Annotated in this window: 20 protein-coding genes; 17 read left to right on the top strand and 3 right to left on the bottom strand. The window is 42.0% G+C overall.

The genetic code is table 11. The features are described 5' to 3' along the window. The first annotated feature begins 112 nt into the window (after positions 1-112). The 8 genes from DW182_RS16230 (at position 113) to DW182_RS16195 (ending at position 8,597) form a co-directional block, all read left to right on the top strand. Complete coding sequence (locus DW182_RS16230; RefSeq protein ID WP_118296179.1) at positions 113-1,255, top strand: HAMP domain-containing sensor histidine kinase; 1,143 nt, start codon at positions 113-115, stop codon at positions 1,253-1,255. Between the two features lie 74 nt (positions 1,256-1,329). Then, positions 1,330-1,914 (top strand): DUF177 domain-containing protein, encoded by a 585-nt coding sequence (locus tag DW182_RS16225; protein WP_007659541.1) that lies wholly within the window; start codon positions 1,330-1,332, stop codon positions 1,912-1,914. A gap of 12 nt (positions 1,915-1,926) precedes the next feature. Next, complete coding sequence (gene rpmF / locus DW182_RS16220; protein WP_002562387.1) at positions 1,927-2,112, top strand: 50S ribosomal protein L32; 186 nt, start codon at positions 1,927-1,929, stop codon at positions 2,110-2,112. A gap of 113 nt (positions 2,113-2,225) precedes the next feature. Next, positions 2,226-3,230 carry a beta-ketoacyl-ACP synthase III gene (locus DW182_RS16215; protein WP_118296178.1) on the top strand — a complete coding sequence of 335 codons (1,005 nt, stop codon included), beginning with the start codon at positions 2,226-2,228 and terminating at the stop codon, positions 3,228-3,230. 110 nt (positions 3,231-3,340) lie between these two features. Then, entirely contained in the window at positions 3,341-4,222 is an 882-nt protein-coding gene (era, locus tag DW182_RS16210) for a GTPase Era (RefSeq protein ID WP_118296177.1), read from the top strand. 46 nt (positions 4,223-4,268) lie between these two features. Continuing rightward, the gene (der, locus tag DW182_RS16205; RefSeq protein WP_007659544.1) at positions 4,269-5,582 is read left to right on the top strand and encodes a ribosome biogenesis GTPase Der; all 1,314 of its coding nucleotides are present in this window, start codon (positions 4,269-4,271) and stop codon (positions 5,580-5,582) included. Between the two features lie 152 nt (positions 5,583-5,734). After that, positions 5,735-7,936, top strand: coding sequence for a tetratricopeptide repeat-containing sensor histidine kinase (locus DW182_RS16200; protein ID WP_118296176.1), 2,202 nt, complete (start codon positions 5,735-5,737; stop codon positions 7,934-7,936). A 7-nt stretch (positions 7,937-7,943) separates the two neighbouring features. Then, positions 7,944-8,597, top strand: coding sequence for a response regulator transcription factor (locus tag DW182_RS16195; protein WP_118296175.1), 654 nt, complete (start codon positions 7,944-7,946; stop codon positions 8,595-8,597). A gap of 233 nt (positions 8,598-8,830) precedes the next feature. On the opposite strand, the gene DW182_RS16190 is transcribed toward DW182_RS16195, so the two are convergent. Further along, complete coding sequence (locus tag DW182_RS16190) at positions 8,831-9,601, bottom strand: ABC transporter ATP-binding protein (protein ID WP_007659547.1); 771 nt, start codon at positions 9,599-9,601, stop codon at positions 8,831-8,833. Next, positions 9,598-10,341 carry an ABC transporter permease gene (locus tag DW182_RS16185; protein ID WP_007659548.1) on the bottom strand — a complete coding sequence of 248 codons (744 nt, stop codon included), beginning with the start codon at positions 10,339-10,341 and terminating at the stop codon, positions 9,598-9,600. The genes DW182_RS16190 and DW182_RS16185 overlap by 4 nt, the downstream gene beginning before the upstream one ends. Before the next feature lie 164 nt (positions 10,342-10,505). Here DW182_RS16185 and lptB point away from each other — a divergent pair, with 164 nt between their 5' ends. Then, a complete protein-coding gene (gene lptB / locus DW182_RS16180) occupies positions 10,506-11,261 on the top strand; it encodes an LPS export ABC transporter ATP-binding protein (RefSeq protein WP_007218708.1) in 756 nt (251 codons plus the stop codon). A 77-nt stretch (positions 11,262-11,338) separates the two neighbouring features. On the opposite strand, the gene DW182_RS16175 is transcribed toward lptB, so the two are convergent. Further along, a complete protein-coding gene (locus tag DW182_RS16175; RefSeq protein ID WP_115503174.1) occupies positions 11,339-11,587 on the bottom strand; it encodes an RNA-binding protein in 249 nt (82 codons plus the stop codon). Between the two features lie 567 nt (positions 11,588-12,154). On the opposite strand from DW182_RS16175, the gene tig reads away from it, so the two are divergent. The 8 genes from tig to DW182_RS16135 all read left to right on the top strand — a co-directional run bounded on the left by tig (position 12,155) and on the right by DW182_RS16135 (position 23,549). Next, a complete protein-coding gene (gene tig, locus DW182_RS16170) occupies positions 12,155-13,510 on the top strand; it encodes a trigger factor (protein ID WP_118296174.1) in 1,356 nt (451 codons plus the stop codon). 140 nt (positions 13,511-13,650) lie between these two features. After that, a complete protein-coding gene (gene clpP, locus DW182_RS16165; RefSeq protein WP_007659551.1) occupies positions 13,651-14,313 on the top strand; it encodes an ATP-dependent Clp endopeptidase proteolytic subunit ClpP in 663 nt (220 codons plus the stop codon). Between the two features lie 2 nt (positions 14,314-14,315). After that, positions 14,316-15,563, top strand: coding sequence for an ATP-dependent Clp protease ATP-binding subunit ClpX (gene clpX, locus DW182_RS16160; RefSeq protein WP_044154505.1), 1,248 nt, complete (start codon positions 14,316-14,318; stop codon positions 15,561-15,563). Between the two features lie 171 nt (positions 15,564-15,734). After that, on the top strand, positions 15,735-17,918 hold the full coding sequence (gene recQ, locus DW182_RS16155; protein WP_007659553.1) for a DNA helicase RecQ: 2,184 nt from the start codon (positions 15,735-15,737) through the stop codon (positions 17,916-17,918). A 105-nt stretch (positions 17,919-18,023) separates the two neighbouring features. Beyond that, complete coding sequence (gene guaB / locus DW182_RS16150) at positions 18,024-19,499, top strand: IMP dehydrogenase (protein WP_044534627.1); 1,476 nt, start codon at positions 18,024-18,026, stop codon at positions 19,497-19,499. Between the two features lie 229 nt (positions 19,500-19,728). Beyond that, a complete protein-coding gene (locus DW182_RS16145; RefSeq protein ID WP_199678599.1) occupies positions 19,729-21,270 on the top strand; it encodes a peptidylprolyl isomerase in 1,542 nt (513 codons plus the stop codon). A gap of 57 nt (positions 21,271-21,327) precedes the next feature. Beyond that, positions 21,328-22,170 (top strand): peptidyl-prolyl cis-trans isomerase, encoded by an 843-nt coding sequence (locus tag DW182_RS16140; RefSeq protein ID WP_118296173.1) that lies wholly within the window; start codon positions 21,328-21,330, stop codon positions 22,168-22,170. 14 nt (positions 22,171-22,184) lie between these two features. Next, a complete protein-coding gene (locus DW182_RS16135; RefSeq protein WP_118223484.1) occupies positions 22,185-23,549 on the top strand; it encodes a peptidylprolyl isomerase in 1,365 nt (454 codons plus the stop codon). The last annotated feature ends 15 nt before the right edge of the window (positions 23,550-23,564 follow it).

Raw genomic sequence — 23,564 nt, 5'->3', positions numbered from 1 at the left:
GAAAGCCTCCATATCGAGTGATATGGGGGCTTTTTGTATTTATACCCCCTGTCCAGATAATATTCTCTTTGTTTTTTCGTTTATATGTTGTAAATTTACACCTTATTTATATATGCTAAAGCAAATCCGTCCTATAAAGTTCTGGTTGATATTGATTGCTGTGATTATAGCTATCTCTTCCCTGTATGTTTCCCATTCTCTGATAAGCGATTTATCTGCTGAAGAACGGGTACGTATGGAAGTGTGGGCCGAAGCAATGAAGAATCTCCAAACCGCTGATGGAAATACGGATTTGACTATGGTACTGAAAGTCCTGAATGCCAATCATACGATTCCGGTAATTGTAGTGGATCAGAATGAAGATGTACAGACTTACAGGAATATTGAACTATCTCCAACCGATACAATTGCTTCGCTGAAAGAAAAACTGAATCACTTCAGCCATGAAGGGAACTGCATCCGTATTGACTTGAATGGTGGTGGTGACTATCTGAATGTGTATTATGGCCCTTCCCTGATGCTAACCCGGCTGGCTGTTTATCCTTATGTACAGTTGGCAGTGGTACTTATCTTTGTTTTGATTGCTATTTTTGCTCTGTTGAGCTCTAAAAAAGCAGAACAAAATAAGGTATGGGTGGGATTATCTAAAGAAACAGCCCATCAGTTGGGAACCCCTATTTCTTCATTAATGGCATGGACAGAACTGTTGAAGACGCAATATCCTCAGGATGATCTGATTCCTGCCATGGCGGAAGATGTGGAGCGCTTGCAGATGATTGCCAATCGTTTCTCGAAGATAGGTTCTGTTCCGGAGTTGGAAGAGGCGGACTTGAAAGCTCTGTTGGAACGGGTGACGGATTATATTGCCCATCGTACTTCGGACAAGGTGAAGATCATTACCCATTTGCCTGATTTACTTCCGCCTGTAAGGCTGAATGTTGCTTTGTTTGAATGGGTGATAGAGAACCTGTGCAAGAATGCGATTGATGCAATGGGAGGAGTCGGAACTCTGACTATTTCAGTACAGGAAACGTCAAGATTTTGGCATATTGATGTGGCTGATACGGGAAAGGGAATTGACAAACGGAATTTTGAAACAGTGTTTGCTCCCGGTTATACCACCAAAAAAAGAGGGTGGGGATTGGGCTTGTCATTGGCACGCCGGATTGTGGTGGAATATCATTCGGGGCGTATTTTTGTAAAGCAATCGGAGATCAATAAAGGGACGATATTCAGAATAGAGCTTAAAAAATGAATATTTCGTGGCTAATTTATACATTATGAGGATAATTATTTGTATCTTTGTCGCCCGAATAAATAAAAGAAGCTTTGGGAAAGTTTGATAAATACAAAATAGATTTGAAAGGCATGCAGGCAGACTCTTGTAAGTATGAGTTTGTACTGGATAACCTTTTTTTCGCTAACATTGATGGCCCGGAAGTACAGAAGGGCAAAGTTAATGTTACATTGGTTGTAAAGAAAACATCTCGTGCTTTCGAATTCAACTTCCAGACGGAGGGTATGGTGTGGGTGCCATGTGACCGCTGCCTGGACGATATGGAACAGCCGGTTAGTTCTACAGATAAACTGATGGTAAAGTTTGGTCATGAGTATGCTGAAGAAGGTGATAACCTCATTGTGATCCCTGAAGAAGAAGGGGAGATCAATGTGGCATGGTTCATGTATGAATTTGTTGCGTTGGCAATCCCGATGAAGCATGTACATGCTCCCGGAAAATGCAATAAGGCCGTCAGCAGCAAATTGCATAAGCATCTGCGTACAAAAGCAGATGAAGATGATGCGGAAGATGAAATCTTTATCGAAGGTGAAGACGCAATGCCGGAGAGTGATGCGGAGGAAACACAGATTGATCCGCGTTGGAATGAATTAAAGAAAATATTAGATAACAATTAAAGATTAAGAAAAATGGCACATCCTAAGAGAAGACAGTCTAAAACAAGAACTGCAAAGAGAAGAACTCATGATAAAGCAGTAGCTCCTACATTGGCTATTTGCCCGAACTGTGGCGAATGGCATGTATATCACACAGTGTGTGGTGCTTGCGGATATTACAGAGGCAAGCTTGCTATCGAGAAAGAAGCTGCTGTTTAATTTGCAGCCTGATGAAGAATATACTTGAATGCCGGATGTCTAAAAAGATTTGTAACACACAAACCTTTTTAGACTACCGTTGTTTAGGTATTTATTAACTTTAAGCAGGATTGATGGAAAAAATAAATGCAGTAATTACAGGAGTCGGCGGATATGTACCCGATTATATCTTGACGAATGAAGAGATATCAAGAATGGTGGATACCAACGATGAATGGATTATGACCCGTATTGGAGTAAAGGAAAGACATATCCTGAACGAAGAAGGACTGGGTACTTCGTACATGGCTCGCAAGGCTGCAAAGCAGTTGATGCAGCGTACTGGTTCTGATCCTGATGATATCGATCTGGTGATTGTAGCTACTACTACTCCTGATTATCACTTCCCTTCTACAGCTTCTATCTTATGTGATAAGCTCGGTTTAAAACATGCTTTTGCTTTTGACTTGCAGGCTGCGTGCAGCGGTTTTCTGTATCTGTTGGAAACAGGAGCTAACTTTATCCGCTCGGGAAGATATAAGAAGATCATTTTAGTAGGCGCTGATAAAATGTCGTCTATGGTAGATTACACAGAGCGTGCTACTTGTCCGATTTTCGGTGATGGTGCAGCTGCGGTTATGATGGAACCTACTACGGAAGATGTAGGTGTTATGGACGCTATCTTGAGAACAGATGGTAAGGGATTACCTTTCTTGCATATGAAAGCAGGTGGTTCTGTATGCCCTCCTTCTTATTTTACAGTGGATAACCATATGCACTTCATTTATCAGGAAGGCCGTACAGTATTCAAATATGCTGTATCGAATATGTCGGATGCGTGCGCTGCCATTGCAGAACGAAATAATCTCACCAAAGAGAATATTGACTGGATTATTCCTCACCAGGCCAATCTGCGTATTATCGATGCAGTAGCTCACCGTCTGGAGCTTCCCCATGAGAAAGTTATGATTAATATCGAGCATTATGGTAACACAAGTGCCGGTACGCTTCCGCTCTGTCTGTGGGACTTTGAGGATAAACTGAAAAAAGGCGATAACCTGATCTTTACAGCATTCGGTGCAGGGTTTACCTGGGGAGCCGTTTACGTGAAGTGGGGATACGACGGAAAAAAAAAGTAACTGTATAATTACACGGATTACGAATTACGGTTACTAACATATAAACTAAAAAAACGCATCCTACTTCGATTCGATGCGTTTTTTTGTCTCAACTAAAATACAGGAATGTGATGCATAAAGCTGGTTTTGTAAACATCGTGGGAAATCCGAACGTGGGTAAATCTACATTGATGAACGCCTTGGTGGGCGAGCGGATTTCGATTGCTACTTTCAAGGCGCAGACAACCCGTCACCGTATCATGGGAATCTATAATACGGATGATATGCAGATTGTATTCTCGGATACTCCGGGAGTGCTGAAGCCACAGTATAAGTTGCAGGAGTCTATGCTGAATTTCTCTACTTCGGCTCTGACAGATGCGGATGTGTTGCTATATGTAACAGATGTGGTTGAGACACCCGATAAGCATAATGAGTTTGTGGAGAAAGTGGCACACATGGAAATACCGGTGTTGCTCCTTATCAACAAGATTGATTTGTCGAACCAGGAGAAACTGGTGGAACTTGTGGAAGCTTGGAAAGCATTATTGCCCAATGCAGAGATTATTCCGATTTCTGCAACGGCAAAGTTCAATGTGGATTATGTGATGAAGCGGGTGAAAGAACTGTTGCCCGATTCACCGCCTTACTTTGATAAGGACCAGTGGACGGACAAGCCGGCCCGTTTCTTTGTAAACGAGATTATCCGAGAGAAAATTTTGTTGTACTATGATAAGGAGATACCTTACTCGGTAGAGGTAGTGGTGGAACAGTTTAAGGAGGATGCGAAGAAGATACATATCAGCGCTGTGATTTATGTGGAGCGCGATTCGCAGAAAGGAATTATTATCGGCAAGCAAGGTAAGGCACTGAAAAAAGTGGCTACTGAAGCACGCCGTGATTTAGAGAGGTTCTTCGGAAAAACGATTTTCCTGGAGACATTTGTGAAGGTGGATAAGGATTGGCGTAGTTCGGATAAGGAGTTACGCAATTTTGGCTATCAACTGGATTAGAGTATTCATACGACTGTGATAGTCGCAAAAACAAGAAGAGTGAACTATGGGAAATTTAGTTGCAATCGTAGGACGCCCCAATGTGGGAAAGTCTACTTTATTTAATCGCTTGACCAAAACACGTCAGGCAATTGTGAACGAAGAAGCAGGAACAACACGAGATCGCCAGTACGGTAAGTCCGAATGGCTGGGGAAAGAGTTCTCCGTGGTAGATACCGGCGGATGGGTGGTGAACTCTGACGATATCTTTGAAGAGGAAATACGCAAGCAGGTGCTGATGGCTGTGGACGAAGCAGACGTTATATTGTTTGTAGTAGATGTGATGAATGGGGTAACTGACCTCGATATGCAGGTAGCAGCCATTTTGCGCCGAACTCAAAAGCCGGTGTTGCTGATTGCCAATAAGACTGATAACGGGGAATTACAATATAATGCTCCCGAATTTTATAAGTTGGGTCTGGGTGATCCTTACTGCATCTCGGCTATGACGGGTAGCGGTACAGGAGATATGATGGACTTGATTGTGGGTACATTTAAAAAGGATACGGATGAGATTCTGGATGAGGATATTCCTCGCTTTGCTGTAGTGGGACGCCCAAATGCTGGTAAATCTTCTATTGTGAATGCTTTTATCGGAGAAGAACGTAACATTGTAACGGAGATTGCCGGTACAACACGTGACTCTATCTATACCCGTTATAATAAGTTTGGATTTGATTTCTATCTGGTAGATACTGCCGGTATCCGTAAAAAGAATAAAGTGAATGAGGATCTGGAATATTATTCTGTGATCCGCTCCATCCGTTCCATTGAGAATGCGGATGTGTGTATTCTGATGCTGGATGCTACGCGCGGTGTTGAAAGCCAGGACTTGAATATATTCTCACTGATACAGAAGAATGCCAAAGGTCTGGTGGTAGTAGTGAATAAGTGGGATTTGGTACAGGATAAGACTGTGAAAGTGATGAAGACTTTTGAAGATGCGATCCGTAGCCGTTTTGCTCCATTCGTTGACTTCCCTATCATCTTTGGTTCGGCATTGACCAAACAACGTATTCTGAAAGTGCTGGAGGAAGCACGCAGTGTATATGATAATCGTATGACGCGTATTCCGACTGCCCGTTTGAACGAGGAAATGCTGCCGCTGATTGAGGCATATCCGCCTCCTGCAACCAAAGGCAAGTATATCAAGATTAAATATATTACGCAGTTGCCGAATACACAGGTGCCTTCTTTTGTTTACTTCGCTAATCTGCCGCAGTACGTGAAAGAGCCATATAAACGTTTCTTGGAAAACAAGATGCGTGAAAAGTGGAACCTGACAGGAACTCCGATAAATATTTATATCCGTCAAAAGTAGATAAACCGATTACTGAGATATTGGTATGAAACCGCCCGATTTAGTTATAAATCAGGCGGTTTTTTTGTAGCTTATCAGGGAAATGTAAATAAAAAATAGGTTAATATGAATATAATATTTATTTTTGCTCTGACAACATAAAAAAGGATTAGATGAAACGTTACAGGTGGGTATTGGGATGCTGCTTGCTTCTCTCTATAGGTGTGCTGTGGGCAGAGGGCAAGTCAGATTTACGTGCATTACAACAAGAGGCAGCTCAAAACAGAAACCTGGATAGCTATGTCAAGGTCTGTAAACTCCTTTATCAGACAGAAGAAGATCCTGATTTACTTCTTGCATACGCCGATTCTATTCATCAACTGGCCATAGACACTGGGAAGCCGGAAATATTTATCGAATACTACATCTGGGCAAGTGAAGGTTACTTCATTAAAGGCGACTTCGAGCAGGGATACGCTCTGAAAAGGAAAGCCATTGGCTTGGCTGAAAAGGCTGGATTGAGATTTACAATAGCCCAGGCTTGCTGTGATATGGGATATTATTGTAATGCGGATGCCCGCTATGACTCTGCACGTTATTATTTTCATAAAGGGTTGCTAGCCGGTGAAGGTTTGCCGGGTGCGGAGGAGGCATGCCGCACCATATTGACGAATTACGCCAGTTCTTTTCTTTTCGAAGGGCAGACGGATTCGGCCTTAGTTTATACCATTCGTGCCAGTGAGCGCTCTGCTGCCGATAAAGATACAGCTATGTTGATTGAAAACCTGAATCAGTTGGGCACTATCTATCGTCGGAAAAAGAATCTGGAGGATTGTATCGCTAACTTTGAAGAAGCGCTCCACTTGTGTGAATTGTGTGGTAATTACAACACGGTCGCTTTTATATATGGAAATATAGCGACGGCTTATTGTGACTGGGATCGACCGGAAGATGCTATTTCCTTCTCCGAAAAGGCTTTGAAATATGCATTGAAGACGGATAATAAACGGAGGATAGGTACGTGTTATGTTAATTTGGGTGCCATCTTGGTGCGAATGGAGAAAATGCGTACAGAGGGCATTGACACATTACTGAAAGCTATTCCTTTTTTGGAGCAGGTGAATGACAGAAGGCAGCTATGTAATGCTTATAATTATTTGGTGAATGCCCACCGGTTGGATGGAAATCTGGGTATGGCGATGCAGTACTTGCAGAAGTTGGATAAATTGGCACATGAGATGCAGACTGATATAGAGCGTTTCAAGTATTACCAGGCAAAAGCTGCATTGTTGCAGGAAAGTAAGAACTATGCGGATGCTATTGTTTATTATCGCAAGATAGTTGATATGCTCCGTAGCGGATATAAAGATACGCGTGATTATGAGCATTACAAGAAATTATCGGAATGTTATCTAGCTGTGAATAATCTGTCTTTGGCTTATAACTATATGACGCAGGCTTATGTACTTCGTGATTCTGTGTTCCAGACGGAAGAGACTGACCAGTTGTCCGAATATTCCGTGAAGTATCGGACCAAAGAGAAGGAGTTGGAGCTTGTAAGTCTGAGGCGTGAACAGTTGGAACAGGAGACATATATGTTGCGTCACCGTATTATTGTAGGTTCGGTGATCTCTTTACTGGGTATTTTGTTACTGGGTTCACTTTATGCACGCCAGCGTCAGCGGGCAAGGATTGCTTTGCTGGCAAATGCAGCTTGTGAAAAAGAACGTGAATTCCTGGAACTCCAGAAAGAAACTGAACAGCGCTTAACGCGAAAATACATTGATGGTTTGGAGAGTGAACGGGAGCGTATGGCAACTGAATTGCATGATGATGTATGCAATAATTTGCTTGCGCTTGAAATGAATATTCGCACTATTTCTACTGAAGAAGGATCTGATATGGATAAGCAACTGGATTTATTGAATAATACCAGGGAAAGGTTGAGAAAACTTTCTCATGAACTGATGCCACCGGTTTTCCAGTATGCTACACTCGATGAACTGCTTGCCGACTATGTTTTGCACTTATTATTGCCGGAAGGTATGCATGCGGAATATCATTCTACGGTAGGTGTAGATTGGAATGTAGTGCCTAAATCAATCTGTTTTGAATGTTATCGCATTGTTCAGGAAGCAGTGAGCAATGCAGTGAAATATGCCGGCTCAGCCTGTATACAGGTAGGGCTAGTTCTGGAAAATAATGACCTTTCCATACTTGTAGCAGACGACGGAAAAGGGTTTGATATGAGCAAGAAAACTAAGGGTATCGGTTTACGGACTATCTGGCAGCGAGCGGAGACCATAGGTGCTGAAGTTGAACTGGTCTCTTCTCCTGGGGAAGGAACCCGTTTGAAAATTAACGTATTAATCTAATCGAACGATGGAAAAGAATGTGAAAGCGGAATTATTGGTAGTGGATGATCATAATCTGATTCTGGAAGGTATTTGTAAAGTGGTGAATAAGATGCCGGAAGTAACTGTGGCGGATGCTGTAACTTCAGGATTGCAAGCTGCAGAATTGATTGAAAGACGAGATTATGATATATATATTCTGGATGTCAGTATTCCTGATATGTCCGGATTTGAGTTGATTGCTAAAATCCGTGAAATGAATGACCTGGCAAAGATTATTGTGAATACAATGCACGAAGAAATATGGATGGCTAACAGGCTGGTACAGTGCGGAGTGAATGCTGTTATTCTGAAATCTTCGGCCTCTACGGAATTAATGGCAGCTATTCGTTGTGTGTTGAGGGGAGAAGCGTATACTTGTCCACGGTTTGCTGCTATCTCGCAGAAGCTGAATTCTGCATCGGCAGGTTTGCGGCCTAAGGATGCGCCTACCCGTAGGGAGCGTGATGTGTTGGAGGCTGTGGCTAAAGGAATGAATACCCATGAAATTGCTGATTTATTGAAAATTTCAGAGAATACTGTGGAAACATTTCGTAAAAGGCTTATTAGCAAGTTTGGAGCAAAGAATGCTATAGATATGGTGGTCAAAGCTGTTGCGCAAGGATGGATTACGCTGGAATGATTTACGGAAAATTCAGAATGTAACGGTTTTCCGTGATTTTTTATTAGTATCTTTTGGCTATCTTTGTTGCCGTAATTGAAGTTGTTCTTCATGTTTTCTCATGAAGATATAAGGGCAATCAAAGTATATCGTGAGGATATATGTCAATTCTATTAACTGGTTTTATGAGGAAAAGGACGTCCGGATGTTTTTCCGGACGTCCTATTTATAGGAGATTGCTAAATTTTAGAATCTTATCCTTCTATATTCTGAACTTCCACTTCCTTTACCTTCCGGAAGAGGTCGGATGCAAAAATAAAATCGTTGAGTTTCTTATTACTGGAAGTGAAGATGTCGTCTTTACTGCCTTCCCACTCCTTGTATCCGTCGTAGATATAGATAATTTTTTCACCGATACCCATTACAGAGTTCATGTCGTGGGTGTTGATGAGAGTAGTCATATTATATTCATGGGTGATATCGTGTACCAGCTCATCGATTACCAATGAAGTCTTTGGATCTAATCCGGAGTTCGGTTCGTCGCAGAACAGGTATTGCGGATTTAAAGCAATGGCCCGGGCAATAGCAACACGTTTTTGCATACCACCACTGATTTCACCCGGAAATTTATCTTTTGCTTCTGCCAGGTTTACGCGATCCAGACAGAACATGGCACGGCGGGTACGGTCGCGGAATGTATCGTTACTGAACATGTTTAAAGGAAACATTACATTGTCCAGCACCGTCATGGAGTCAAACAATGCCGCACTTTGGAATATCATTCCCATTTCGCGGCGCAATGCTTTCTTCTCATTCTTCCCCATGGCAAGGAAATTACGGTTGTCGTATAATAATTCACCCCGTTCCGGTGTGAGCAATCCAACGATACACTTCATCAATACGGTTTTTCCCGAACCACTCTGTCCGATGATGAGGTTGGTTTTCCCGTTTTCAAAAGTGGCATTGATATCCTTTAATACATCTCTGCCTTCAAATGATTTCCAAAGTCCTTTCAGTTCGATCATCCCATTAAGAGTTTAGTTAATATTAAGTCGGCAAATAAGATAAGTACGCTGCTACATACCACGGAGTCTGTAGAGGCCTTGCCTACCTCTATAGAGCCACCCTCGACGGTATAACCGAAAAAGGCTGATACACTGGCGATGATGAAAGCGAAGAACAATGATTTAATGATACCACACCAGATAAACCACTCTACGAACATATATTGCAAACCGTATTCCAGGTCTACTGCCGACATGATGCCACCGAACCAACACGTGGCAAAGGCTCCGATGATGCCGGCAAAGATGCTGAACGTTACCAAGAAAGGAATGGTAGTCACCATGGCGCAAATCTTGGGAAGGATCAGGTAATTAGCTGAATTGACTCCCATGATTTCCAATGCATCGATTTGTTGGGTTACTCGCATGGTTCCCAACTCAGAGGCTATATTGGAACCTACTTTTCCTGCTAATATCAGACACATGATTGAGGAAGAGAATTCCAGCAACATAATTTCACGTGTCACATAACCTACTGTCCAACGTGGCATAAAAGGGCTCTCGATGTTCAGTTTGATTTGTATGGTGATAACAGCGCCGATGAAGAACGAAATCAGCAACACAATGCCGATAGAGTTCACGCCGAGTTGCCCCATCTCATTGAGGTATTGGCGGAAGAACATACGCATACGCTCCGGGCGGGCAAAAGTACGCCCCATCAACATGATGTATCTTCCGACAGTTTTAAGTGCTTTTATCATGACTCTTAACTATTTTGTCTGCAAATATAGCCCATTTTCAGCTGATAATTGCTACATTTGCGGCAAAATGTGTGAGCTACAGGCTACAAGCTACAAGTAAAAAGAAGGTTGTGTGGTAGGTCTCTTGTAGCTCGTAGCTTTTGTAGCTTGTAACTGAAAAGAATATGGAAGAAAGCAAAATGGTGCTTCGCACCGAGGACCTGGTGAAAAAGTACGGTAAACGTACAGTAGTAAGCCATGTTTCCATAGATGTGAAGCAGGGAGAAATTGTTGGTTTGCTGGGACCTAACGGTGCCGGTAAGACGACTTCATTCTATATGACCGTGGGACTGATTACACCGAATGAGGGGCGCATCTTTTTGGATGACTTAGATATTACGAAATATCCGGTGTATAAGCGTGCGCAAACCGGTATTGGATATTTGGCGCAGGAAGCATCTGTATTCCGCCAGATGAGTGTGGAAGACAATATTGCTTCTGTGCTGGAAATGACGGATAAACCTCTGGAATATCAGAAGGAAAAACTGGAAAGCCTGATTGCGGAATTTCGTTTGCAGAAAGTGCGTAAAAATAAAGGTAACCAACTTTCGGGTGGTGAGCGCCGTCGTACGGAGATTGCCCGTTGTCTTGCTATCGACCCTAAGTTTATCATGCTCGACGAACCTTTTGCGGGAGTTGACCCGATTGCTGTGGAAGATATTCAGCAAATCGTATGGAAATTGAAGGATAAGAATATCGGTATCCTGATTACTGACCATAACGTGCAGGAAACATTAAGTATTACCGACCGTGCTTATCTGTTGTTCGAAGGGAAAATCTTGTTCCAGGGAACGCCGGAAGAGTTGGCTGAAAACAAAATCGTACGTGAAAAGTATCTGAGTAATAGCTTTGTGCTTCGTCGCAAGGATTTTATGAAATAATGATAGTGGTAAAACAAAGACCGCCTGCCCTCTTTTTTAAGAGTGAGCAGGCGGTCTTGTTTTCTTTCTCCTTTATATTAGTATTTCGGAGGTCTTGCTTCTTTAACTACCATGTTGCGGCCGAAATATTCAGCTCCGTCGAGTTCTTCAATCGCTTTAGCTGCAGCAGCTGCATCTTCCATTTCTACGAATGCGATGCCTCTGAAACGGCCTGTTTCGCGATCCTTGATGAATTTGACTTCGGTTACAGCACCGTAATCTTCCATGACCTTTTGCAGGTCTGACTCCCTAACTTTGTAGTTAAGGTTTCCTACGTAAATGTTCATAATGAAAATGTAAAATAAATAAATGAATAAAACTCTCTTAGAATAGTGACTATAATAAAAGGATTACAACAACAGAGAGTTTACAAAAGCGTTTTAATACAAACGGAAGTAAAAACCATGCAATGAAAATCTAAACAAATAGTACATCACCATTCTGCAACAAAGAAACAGAATAATTTCGGATTAGCAATATTTTCTATCTGTTTTTTTTGCTTTTTCTTTCGGATATATATATAAGTTCCTTATATGATTACTATTTGTCGGCTGTGTTTTATAAAGATAACCCTATTAATCTTAAAAGATATGCTTACCAACACCCGGGTGTCAGCACTCCCAACATCCCCATGTTGGTATTACTAACACCCGGATGTAAGTGTTACTTACACCCCCATGTTGGCAAGCCTTTCTTTAAAGAATACACCGAGGATCGTTTAATACAAATAAGCTCTCCTTCTGTTATAAAGAAATAATTCAGCTATGTTTTTTTGATAATTGAAAGAATAACGCTAATTTTGCACCCTCATTTGAGATTGGAATAAAGTATAAATCAAATAAATAATTGTCAGAATGAACGTTTCATTACAAAACATTGACAAAGTAAGCGCTCTGCTTACTGTAAAGCTTGAGAAAGCCGATTATCAGGAAAAAGTTGATAAATCATTGAAAAGTCTTCGTCAGAAAGCTCAAGTTCCGGGGTTCCGTCCGGGTATGGTTCCGATGAGCTTGGTGAAGAAAATGTATGGTAAATCTGTTATTGCCGAAGAAGTGAACAAGGCACTTTCAGAAGCTGTATATAAGTATATTCAAGATAATAATGTATCTATCCTCGGCGAACCGTTGCCAAACGAAGACAAGCAACCGGAGATCGACTTCGATACTATGGAAGAATTCGAATTCCTGTTTGATATTGCTTTGGCACCTGAATTCAAGGCTGAAGTAGACGCTAAAGATAAAGTAGACTACTATTTGATTGACGTTACCGAAGATATGGTAAACAATCAGGTGAAAGCTTATACACAACGTAACGGTAAGTACGAGAAAGTAGACGTTTACGAAGATAAGGATATGCTGAAAGGTCTGTTGGCTGAGTTGGACGAAAACGGCAATACCAAAGAAGGTGGTATCCAAGTAGAAGGTGCTGTAATGATGCCGTCTTATATGAAGAACGATGAGCAAAAAGCTATTTTCGCCAATGCAAAGGTAAACGATGTACTTGTATTCAATCCTCACACTGCATGGGAAGGTAATGCTGCCGAACTGTCTTCTCTGTTGAAGATTGACAAGGAAGAGGCTGCTGAAATGAAGTCTAACTTCAGCTATCAGGTAGAAGAGGTTACTCGTTTCGTAGAAGGAGAACTGACTCAGGAAATCTTTGACCAGGTATGTGGTAAAGACGTAGTGAAGACTGAAGAAGAATTCCGCGTTAAAATAAAAGAAGTAATTGCCAATCAGTTCGTAGCAGACAGCGATTATAAATTCCTGATTGATGTTCGTAAGATGTTGATGGAAAAGGTTGGTAAACTGGAATTCCCGGATGCATTGCTGAAACGCATCATGCGCATGAACAACCAGGATAAAGACGAAAAGTTCGTTGATGACAACTATGATAAGAGCATTGAAGAACTGACATGGCACCTGATCAAGGAACAGTTGGTGAAGGCAAATGATATTAAAGTTGAACAGGAAGATGTAGTCAATATGGCTAAGGAAGCTACTCGTGCTCAGTTTGCACAATATGGTATGATGAGCGTTCCCGAAGATCTTCTGGAAAACTATGCAAAGGAAATGCTGAAGAAGAAAGAAAGTGTGGAAGGTTTGGTGAACCGCGTTGTTGAAACCAAATTGGCTTCTGCTTTGAAGTCTCAGGTGAAGCTGAATAACAAAACAATTTCTGCAGAAGAATTCAACAAGATGTTTGAATAAGCTTTTTTATTCTGAAAACAGTTTAAAAACATTAAGAAACACAGAGTTTTATAGTATATAACTCTGTGTTTTTTTGTGTCTCTGTGTTCTTTTTTGTTTCTTTGCATTTCAATTTACTAAACCTAAATAAAGAAAGTAATATGGATGATTTTAGAAAATACGCTACCAAGCATTTAGGAATGAATAGTTTGGTGTTGGACGATGTGATTAAATCACAAGCCGGGTATTTAAATCCTTATATCCTGGAAGAGCGTCAGCTTAATGTAACACAGTTGGACGTTTTCTCCCGCTTGATGATGGATCGCATCATTTTCCTTGGTACGCAAGTTGACGATTATACCGCCAATACTTTACAGGCGCAGTTACTTTATCTGGACTCGGTAGATCCGGGTAAAGATATCTCTATTTATATCAATTCACCGGGTGGTTCTGTATATGCAGGATTGGGTATTTATGATACAATGCAGTTTATTACAAGTGACGTAGCAACTATCTGTACCGGTATGGCGGCAAGTATGGCTGCAGTGTTGCTGGTGGCAGGTGCTGAGGGTAAGCGTTCGGCACTGACTCATTCGCGTGTAATGATACATCAGCCGATGGGCGGTGCGCAGGGGCAGGCTTCAGATATTGAAATCACAGCCCGTGAAATACAAAAACTGAAGAAAGAACTGTATACTATCATTGCTGATCACTCTCATACTCCTTTTGATAAAGTTTGGGCAGACTCTGACCGTGACTACTGGATGACGGCACAGGAAGCCAAAGAGTATGGTATGGTAGATGAAGTGTTGATTAAAAAATAAATATGGCAGACTCAAAAAGAAACAAAGGAAGGTGTAGTTTTTGTGGGCGTATGGAAGATGAAGTCGGATTCCTGATAACAGGAATGAACGGTTTCATCTGTGATAGTTGTGCTACTCAGGCCTATGAGATTACTCAGGAGGCATTGGGTGGAGCAAAAAGAGGTGGCGCTGCAACAAAACTGAACCTGAGAGAACTTCCGAAACCTTTAGAAATAAAAGAATTCCTTGATCAATATGTCATTGGACAGGACGATGCCAAGCGTTTCCTTTCCGTGTCGGTATACAATCACTATAAGCGCCTGTTGCAAAAGGACGGCGGTGATGATGTGGAAATTGAAAAGTCCAACATTATTATGGTAGGAAGTACTGGTACGGGAAAGACCCTGCTGGCGCGTACTATTGCCAAACTGCTTCATGTTCCTTTTACGATTGTGGATGCCACGGTGCTTACCGAGGCAGGATACGTAGGTGAGGATATTGAAAGTATTCTGACTCGCCTGCTGCAGGTGGCAGATTATAATGTTCCCGAAGCAGAACAAGGCATTGTGTTCATTGATGAAATTGATAAAATAGCCCGTAAGGGTGATAATCCTTCCATCACTCGTGATGTGAGTGGAGAAGGTGTACAGCAAGGTTTACTGAAATTGTTGGAAGGCTCAGTGGTGAACGTACCGCCTCAGGGTGGACGTAAACACCCCGACCAGAAGATGATTCCGGTGAACACGAAGAATATCCTTTTCATTTGCGGCGGTGCATTCGATGGCATTGAGAAGAAAATAGCTCAACGACTGAATACGCATGTGGTGGGTTATAGTGCAGTGCGTAATACTGCGGTGATCGATAAGAGCAATATGATGCAATATATCGCTCCGCAGGATTTGAAGTCATTCGGTTTGATACCTGAAATCATCGGTCGTCTGCCGGTGTTGACTTATCTTAATCCATTGGACCGTGCTGCTTTGCGCTCCATCCTGACTGAACCCAAGAACTCTATTATCAAACAGTATGTAAAGCTGTTCGAGATGGATAAAGTGGAATTGAAGTTCGAAGATGAGGTTTTTGAATACATAGTCGATAAGGCTGTGGAATACAAATTGGGAGCCCGTGGATTGCGATCTATTGTGGAGACCATAATGATGGATGCTATGTTCGAAATCCCTTCTGAGCACAAAGATACCTTTGTTGTGACGTTGGATTACGCAAAACAACAACTTGAAAAAGCAAACATTGCAAGACTGCAAACTGCTTAAAATCAAATGATAAGGATGTGCAAAACTGACTTTTTTGTTTTTTATTGAAAAATATTCATTGGATTATGCTTGAAAATTAAGAAGTTGTTTATAACTTTGTTAGAGTTCTTATTAAAAAAGAATGGCTAAACGAGATGTTGAACAATCACTCAAAAAACAACCTAATGAATCATGGCAGGGAAGAAGATTAATTTGACAGACCAGCTGAAGAAATACTTCGGATTTGACACGTTTAAAGGGAATCAGGAAGCTATCATACAAAACCTGTTAGCAGGCAACGATACATTCGTGCTGATGCCTACAGGCGGTGGCAAATCATTATGTTACCAGTTACCTTCATTAATGATGGAAGGCACGGGTATTGTGATTTCTCCTCTGATTGCTCTAATGAAGAACCAGGTCGATGCGATGCGCAACTTCAGTGAAGAAGATGGTATTGCCCATTTTATAAACTCTTCCCTTAATAAAGGCGCGATAGATCAGGTAAAGTCTGATATCCTCAGTGGTAAGACGAAGTTGCTGTATGTGGCTCCTGAATCGCTGACGAAAGAGGAAAACGTGGAGTTTCTGAAGACAGTGAAGATATCCTTCTATGCTGTAGATGAAGCACATTGTATCTCCGAGTGGGGACATGATTTCCGTCCGGAATACCGGCGTATCCGTCCTATTATCAATGAAATCGGAAAAGCTCCGGTGATTGCTTTGACGGCGACTGCTACTCCTAAGGTGCAGCACGATATTCAGAAAAATCTGGGTATGGTGGATGCAGAGGTGTTCAAGTCTTCGTTCAATCGTCCGAACCTCTATTATGAGGTACGTCCCAAGACTAATAATATAGATAGAGATATCATCAAGTTTATCAAGAATAACTCGGAAAAATCAGGTATTATTTATTGCCTGAGCCGGAAGAAAGTAGAGGAACTTGCTGAGATTCTGCAGGCAAACGGCATCAATGCCCGCGCTTACCATGCAGGCATGGATTCTGCAACACGTACGCAAAATCAAGATGACTTCTTGATGGAGAAAATAGATGTGATTGTGGCAACCATTGCTTTCGGTATGGGTATTGATAAGCCCGATGTACGTTATGTCATTCACTATGACATTCCGAAAAGTCTGGAAGGATATTATCAGGAAACAGGACGTGCCGGAAGAGACGGGGGTGAAGGACAGTGCATTACCTTTTATACCAATAAAGACTTGCAGAAACTGGAAAAGTTCATGCAAGGCAAACCTGTAGCAGAACAGGAAATAGGCAAACAGCTTCTGTTGGAAACTGCTGCTTATGCCGAATCTTCTGTATGCCGCCGAAAGACGCTGTTGCATTACTTCGGCGAAGAGTATTTGGAAGAGAACTGTGGAAATTGTGACAACTGTTTAAACCCGAAAAAACAAGTGGAGGCTCAAGAATTATTATGTACCGTGATAGAGGCTATTCTCGCGGTGAAAGAGAATTTTAAAGCAGATTATATTATTGACATTATACAAGGACGCGAAACTACCGAAGTACAAGCGCACCTGCATGAAGATCTGGAAGCTTTCGGTTCTGGCATGGGCGAAGAGGACAAGACATGGAATGCTGTCATTCGTCAAGCGTTGATTGCCGGTTACCTGAGCAAAGATGTGGAAAATTACGGTTTGTTGAAGGTGACGGATGCCGGAAAGAAATTCCTGAAACATCCTAAGTCATTTAAGATAACCGAAGATAATGATTTCGAAGAAGTGGAAGAAGAAGCTCCGGCACGGGGAGGTGGTTCTTGCGCTGTCGATCCGGCTCTTTATTCCATGCTGAAGGATTTGCGCAAGAAGCTCTCTAAGAAGTTGGAAGTGCCGCCATACGTTATATTCCAGGATCCTTCGTTGGAAGCCATGGCTACCATTTATCCGGTGACATTGGACGAACTGCAGAATATTCCTGGCGTAGGAGCCGGTAAGGCGAAACGTTATGGTGAAGAGTTCTGTAAACTCATTAAGCGGCATTGTGAAGAGAATGAGATCGAACGTCCGGAAGATTTACGTGTCCGTACGGTTGCCAATAAGTCAAAACTGAAGGTTTCTATTATTCAGTCTATAGACCGGAAAGTGGCATTGGATGATATCGCTCTTTCCAAAGGTATCGAGTTCAGTGATTTGCTGGACGAAATAGAGGCTATCGTTTATTCCGGTACGAAATTGAATATCGACTACTTCCTGGATGAGATTATGGACGAAGACCATATGCTGGATATCTATGATTATTATAAAGAATCCACCACAGACAAAGTTGATGATGCCCTCGATGAGTTGGGAGATGATTTCACGGAAGAAGAAGTACGTTTGGTTCGCATCAAGTTCATTTCTGAAATGGCGAATTAACCCTTGGCTGTTGGTTTAAAAAAAGAAAAAAATATTGCGTGCAGATATACGGAATGGAATAAAAACCGTATATTTGCACGCAATAAATTTTAAACGCATAGCCCTATGTCATTTATTGCTGATAAGATTGTAATGGATGGATTAACTTATGACGACGTTTTGTTAATCCCCGCTTACTCTGAAGTACTCCCTAAAACTGTCGAACTCTCGACAAAGTTTTCTAAAAACATTGAGTTGAAAATTCCGTTTGTAACGGCCGCTATGGACACGGTTACTGAAGCGAAAATGGCTATTGCCATTGCACGTGAAGGTGGTATCGGCGTTATTCATAAGAATATGTCCATTGAGGAACAGGCACGTCAGGTTGCCATTGTGAAGCGCGCTGAAAATGGTATGATTTATGATCCGGTAACCATTAAGAGAGGTTCTACTGTAGGAGATGCATTGGCATTGATGGCAGAATACAGAATCGGTGGTATTCCAGTAGTAGATGATGAAAGATATTTGGTAGGAATTGTTACTAATCGTGACCTTCGCTTCGTAAGAGATATGAATAAGCATATCGATGAAGTGATGACAAAAGAAAATATCATTACTACAAATCCGACTACCGATATGGAAGCTGTTTCTCAGATTTTGCAGGAACACAGAATTGAGAAATTGCCGGTTGTGGATAAAGAAGGTAAGCTGGTAGGACTGATTACTTATAAAGATATTACGAAAGCTAAAGATAAACCGATGGCTTGCAAAGACTCTAAAGGCCGTTTGCGTGTAGCTGCCGGAGTGGGAGTAACTGCTGATACCCTCGACCGTATGCAAGCTTTGGTGGATGCCGGTGCCGATGCTATCGTTATCGATACTGCTCACGGACATTCCATCTATGTGATAGAGAAATTGAAAGAAGCAAAGAAGCGTTTCCCGAATATTGATATTGTAGTAGGTAACATTGCTACCGGAGAGGCTGCAAAGGCATTGGTAGAAGCTGGTGCTGATGGTGTGAAAGTAGGTATCGGTCCGGGGTCTATTTGTACTACTCGTGTTGTAGCAGGTGTGGGTGTTCCTCAGTTGTCTGCTGTATATGATGTTGCTAAGGCATTGAAGGGAACAGGTATTCCTTTGATTGCTGACGGTGGATTGCGTTACTCAGGAGATGTTGTGAAGGCTTTGGCTGCCGGAGGCTATAGTGTAATGATCGGTTCGCTGGTTGCCGGAACGGAAGAATCTCCGGGTGATACGATTATCTTCAATGGACGTAAATTCAAGTCGTATCGTGGTATGGGCTCGTTGGAGGCAATGGAAAATGGTTCAAAGGACCGTTATTTCCAGAGCGGAACCAATGACGTGAAAAAGTTGGTACCCGAAGGTATCGCTGCTCGTGTTCCTTATAAAGGAACTTTGTATGAAGTAATCTTCCAGTTGGTAGGTGGTCTGCGTGCTGGTATGGGTTACTGTGGTGCAGGTAATATCGAGCAGTTGCACAATGCCAAGTTTACCCGCATTACCAATGCAGGTGTACTCGAAAGTCATCCGCACGATGTAGCGATTACGAGCGAGGCTCCGAATTACAGTCGTCCCGAATAAAAGTATAGGCAAGTTAGATAAGAATACCCGGAAAGGAGCAGTTTCTTTCCGGGTATTTTAATTTCTAAAAATACATGGTCTATTCGGTATAAACAGGCCATTTGTTTGAGGTAAATAGATCATCCGTTTGAGGTAGGCAGATGATGTGTTTAAAGAAAGCCGTTGAAGGCAAACAATATAAAAGATGTTTCCCCGTTATTACATTGTTCTTTTTCAAAAGAAGATAGTTATGATAAGAAGTGGATTGATAATAATTCTCCTTTGTCTGGGATGGACAGCTTTTGCTCAGCAAGACCCTGTGCTGATGCGTATTAACGGGAAAGATATTCTCCGTTCAGAGTTTGAATATATCTATAATAAGAATAATGCTCTTTTCGGTATAGAGCGGAAAACATTGAACGAATATGTTGATTTATTTGTAAGCTTTAAGCTGAAGGTTGCTGCAGCTGAGGCTATAGGATTGGATACTACCCGTGCTTTCCGTGAAGAACTGGAAGGTTATCGTCGTCAGTTGTCAAAGACTTATTTAACAGATGGAACCGTATCAGAACTTGCCGCGCGGCAAGTATATGACAAGATGAAAGCCAATCAGCGTGCGGGACAAGTACGGGTTAGTCATATCTTTAAATCCCTGCCTCAGACAGCTACCAGTCATTTACTCCGTACTACTGAAACCCACATGGATTCTCTTTATACTGCATTACAGAACGGACAAGCGGATTTTGATGCTTGCGTACGTAACTTTTCTGATGAAAAAAAGTCTTTCTGGGTAAGTTGGCTACAGATGCCGGCTGAATTTGAAGATACGGTCTTTGAAATGAAACCGGGTGAAATATCCCGTCCTTTCTTCACTCCGCAGGGTATTCATATTGTCAAAGTACTTGAACGGAAAGATATTTTGCCTTTCGAGGATGTGAAAGATGAAATTATCCGTCGCCAGACCCGCCGTTATGGAATGGATAAGGGAACAGAATCTTTGGTAGAGAAGTTGAAAAAAGAGTATCAATACACACCGGATAAAGCGGGAATGGATGAATTGCTGGCAAAAGGGCAGACTGAAAAGAAACTTTTTACTCTTGGTGGCAGAGAATATACGGGGCAAATGTTTGCAAATTTTGCTATTGCCCATTCTCGGGGGATACAACGTCAGTTGAAAGGGTTTATCATGAAATCTGTGCTTGACTATGAATACGGTCGTTTGGAACAGAAGTATCCGGAGTTTCGTATGCTTATGCAAGAGTATCGTGATGGTATGTTGTTGTTTGAAATCAGTAACCGGGAAATATGGGAGCGCGTGCCTTCGGATGAGGTGGGAATGGCTGCTTACTTTGATAAGCATCGTTCGGATTACTATTGGAAAAAACCTCATTATAAGGGAATTGTGATACATTCTGCTACGAAACGAATAGGGAAACAGGTTCGTAAACTTTTAAAATCTTTGCCGGAAGAAGAGTGGCAGGATGCCATCCGGTTGACATTTAATGCCAAAAAACAGCAAGTACAGGCCGAACAAGGATTATTTGCTCTTGGAGATAATGTCTATGTGGATGATGAAATCTTCAAAAAAGGGGAGGCCGACCCCGTACCGTCATTTCCTTTTACCACTTTCCTGGGTGAGAAAATAAAGGGTCCTGAGAGTTATCAGGAGGTGCGTGGACTGCTTGCCGGTGATTATCAGAATTACTTGGAAGAGCGTTGGGTAGCACGATTGCGGGCAGCTTCTAAGGTTGAAATAAACCAAGAGGTTTTAAAAACCGTTAATAAGCACTGATGCAACCGATTAAACCGCTATCTTCGTAGCTTGAAATAAAGTAAATATCAATCGGTAATGCGAATAATCTTTCTGGGAATCCTATCCATCCTTTTCTGTGTGGCTTGTAGCGAGCAGCACGACCATAAAGGTAAGACGCCATTGGTGGAGCTGGACGGCAATTTCCTTTATCAGGAAGATTTGCAATCTGCACTTCCGGCAAGATTGTCGAAAGATGATAGTTTGCTGTTTGCTGAACATTATATCCGCAACTGGGTGGAAGATATCTTGCTGTACGAGAAAGCTCAAAGCAATATCCCTGATAACGGGGAAATAGAAAAATTAGTGGAGAACTATCGCAAGGCATTGATAATGCACACTTATCAACAAGCGTTGATTCATCAAAGGCTCTCGAATGAGATATCAGAAGGGGAGTTGACGGATTATTATGAAAAGAATAAAGAACTATTCAGATTGGAACGCCCGCTTATGCAAGGGTTGTTCATTAAAGTACCCCTCACTGCACCGGAACTAAACAAAGTACGTCGTTGGTATAAGACTCCTACGCAAGATGCAGTGGAGCATTTGGAGAAGTATAGTTTGCAGAATGCTGTAAAGTATGAATACTTTTATGACAAGTGGGTACCGATGGCGGATGTGTTAGATCTGATACCGCTGAAAGTTCCGGAGGTAGAGGATTATGTGAATAAGAACCGCCATATCGAATTGGAAGATACGGCGTTTCATTATTTTCTGAATGTGAGCGATTTCCGTACGGTGGGCCAACAGGAACCATATGAGTTTGCCCGTCCTAAAGTAAAAGATATGGTGTTGAATCTGAAACAAGTAGAATTTATGAGAGCTGTGAAAGATGACTTGTATCAGCAGGCAGTGAAAAGAGATAAGATTAAATATAATTAGTTTAGATACACAGAATGAAGAATTTTATGAACTTTAAGTTTGTAGTTTTATGTGCCTTGGCGCTGATGACCGGTTCTGCCGTTTACGGACAAGACAACGTGATTGACGAGGTAGTTTGGGTAGTGGGCGACGAGGCTATATTGAAGTCTGAAGTGGAAGAAGCACGTATGAGTGCTGCTTACGAAGGACGCAAGTTTGACGGCGATCCTTACTGCGTGATTCCGGAAGAAATAGCTGTGCAGAAGCTGTTTTTGCATCAGGCTGCTCTCGATAGTATCGAAGTACCTGAAAGTGAAGTTATCCAGCGTGTGGACTATATGACGAATATGTATATCGCCAATATCGGTTCGCGTGAAAAAATGGAAGAATACTTCAATAAGACATCCAGCCAGATTCGTGAGACTTTACGTGAAAATGCACGCGAAGGTCTGAAAGTGCAGAAGATGCAGCAGAAACTGGTGGGAGAGATTAAGATTACTCCGGCAGAAGTACGTCGTTACTTCAAAGACCTGCCGCAGGATAGTATCCCTTATATCCCTACCCAGGTAGAGGTGCAGATCATCACACAGCAACCAAAGATCCCTTTGGATGAGATTGAAGATGTGAAAAGAAAGCTGCGTGAATATACGGAGCGTGTGAATAAGGGGGAAAGTTTCTCTATGTTGGCACGTTTGTATTCTGACGACCGTGGTACGGCTATCAATGGTGGTGAAATGCCATTTACAGGACGTGGATACTTGGACCCCGCATTTGCAAATGTGGCTTTTAACTTGCAAGACCCTAATAAGGTTTCTAAGATTGTAGAATCTGAGTATGGTTTCCACATTATCCAGTTGATGGAAAAACGTGGTGACCGAATCAAGGTGCGTCATATTTTGCTGAAGCCTCATGTACCGGAAGAAGCATTGATGGCAGGTACTGCCCGTCTGGATTCTATTGCAGATGATATCCGTAATGGTAAGTTCTCTTTTGAGGAAGCTGCTTCTGTACTTTCGCAGGATAAAGATACACGCAACAACCACGGTTTGTTGCCTAATCCTAACAATAATACTTCTAAGTTCGAGATGCAGGAACTTCCGCCCGAGATTGCCAAAGTGGTAGATAATATGAAAGTAGGAGAAATCTCCACAGCATTTACCATGATTCCGCAAAAGACCGGTAAAGAAGAGTGTGTGATCGTGAAACTGAAAAGCCGCATCAACGGACACAAAGCTACAATTTCAGAAGACTATCAGAATCTGAAAGAAATCGTTTTGGAAAAACGCCGTGATGAAATGCTGGATAAGTGGATTCGTGAAAAGCAGAAGCATACGTACGTACGCATCAACGATAACTGGAAGAACTGTACATTCAAGTATCCGGGTTGGGTTAAAGACTGATTCCGGATGATACAT

It is taken from the genome of Bacteroides sp. AM16-24 (assembly GCF_003471885.1).
Classification (GTDB): Bacteria; Bacteroidota; Bacteroidia; order Bacteroidales; family Bacteroidaceae; genus Bacteroides.
This window is presented reverse-complemented; position numbering and strand designations above follow the sequence as displayed.

What these genes read in the sequence shown, in the direction of transcription:
- DW182_RS16230 (WP_118296179.1), top strand. Translation starts at nt 113, where the DNA reads ATGCTAAAGCAAATCCGTCCTATAAAGTTCTGGTTGATATTGATTGCT.
- rpmF (WP_002562387.1), top strand. Translation starts at nt 1,927, where the DNA reads ATGGCACATCCTAAGAGAAGACAGTCTAAAACAAGAACTGCAAAGAGA.
- DW182_RS16215 (WP_118296178.1), top strand. Translation starts at nt 2,226, where the DNA reads ATGGAAAAAATAAATGCAGTAATTACAGGAGTCGGCGGATATGTACCC.
- era (WP_118296177.1), top strand. Translation starts at nt 3,341, where the DNA reads ATGCATAAAGCTGGTTTTGTAAACATCGTGGGAAATCCGAACGTGGGT.
- der (WP_007659544.1), top strand. Translation starts at nt 4,269, where the DNA reads ATGGGAAATTTAGTTGCAATCGTAGGACGCCCCAATGTGGGAAAGTCT.
- DW182_RS16200 (WP_118296176.1), top strand. Translation starts at nt 5,735, where the DNA reads ATGAAACGTTACAGGTGGGTATTGGGATGCTGCTTGCTTCTCTCTATA.
- DW182_RS16195 (WP_118296175.1), top strand. Translation starts at nt 7,944, where the DNA reads ATGGAAAAGAATGTGAAAGCGGAATTATTGGTAGTGGATGATCATAAT.
- DW182_RS16190 (WP_007659547.1), bottom strand. Translation starts at nt 9,601, where the DNA reads ATGATCGAACTGAAAGGACTTTGGAAATCATTTGAAGGCAGAGATGTA.
- DW182_RS16185 (WP_007659548.1), bottom strand. Translation starts at nt 10,341, where the DNA reads ATGATAAAAGCACTTAAAACTGTCGGAAGATACATCATGTTGATGGGG.
- lptB (WP_007218708.1), top strand. Translation starts at nt 10,506, where the DNA reads ATGGAAGAAAGCAAAATGGTGCTTCGCACCGAGGACCTGGTGAAAAAG.
- DW182_RS16175 (WP_115503174.1), bottom strand. Translation starts at nt 11,587, where the DNA reads ATGAACATTTACGTAGGAAACCTTAACTACAAAGTTAGGGAGTCAGAC.
- tig (WP_118296174.1), top strand. Translation starts at nt 12,155, where the DNA reads ATGAACGTTTCATTACAAAACATTGACAAAGTAAGCGCTCTGCTTACT.
- clpP (WP_007659551.1), top strand. Translation starts at nt 13,651, where the DNA reads ATGGATGATTTTAGAAAATACGCTACCAAGCATTTAGGAATGAATAGT.
- clpX (WP_044154505.1), top strand. Translation starts at nt 14,316, where the DNA reads ATGGCAGACTCAAAAAGAAACAAAGGAAGGTGTAGTTTTTGTGGGCGT.
- recQ (WP_007659553.1), top strand. Translation starts at nt 15,735, where the DNA reads ATGGCAGGGAAGAAGATTAATTTGACAGACCAGCTGAAGAAATACTTC.
- guaB (WP_044534627.1), top strand. Translation starts at nt 18,024, where the DNA reads ATGTCATTTATTGCTGATAAGATTGTAATGGATGGATTAACTTATGAC.
- DW182_RS16145 (WP_199678599.1), top strand. Translation starts at nt 19,729, where the DNA reads ATGATAAGAAGTGGATTGATAATAATTCTCCTTTGTCTGGGATGGACA.
- DW182_RS16140 (WP_118296173.1), top strand. Translation starts at nt 21,328, where the DNA reads ATGCGAATAATCTTTCTGGGAATCCTATCCATCCTTTTCTGTGTGGCT.
- DW182_RS16135 (WP_118223484.1), top strand. Translation starts at nt 22,185, where the DNA reads ATGAAGAATTTTATGAACTTTAAGTTTGTAGTTTTATGTGCCTTGGCG.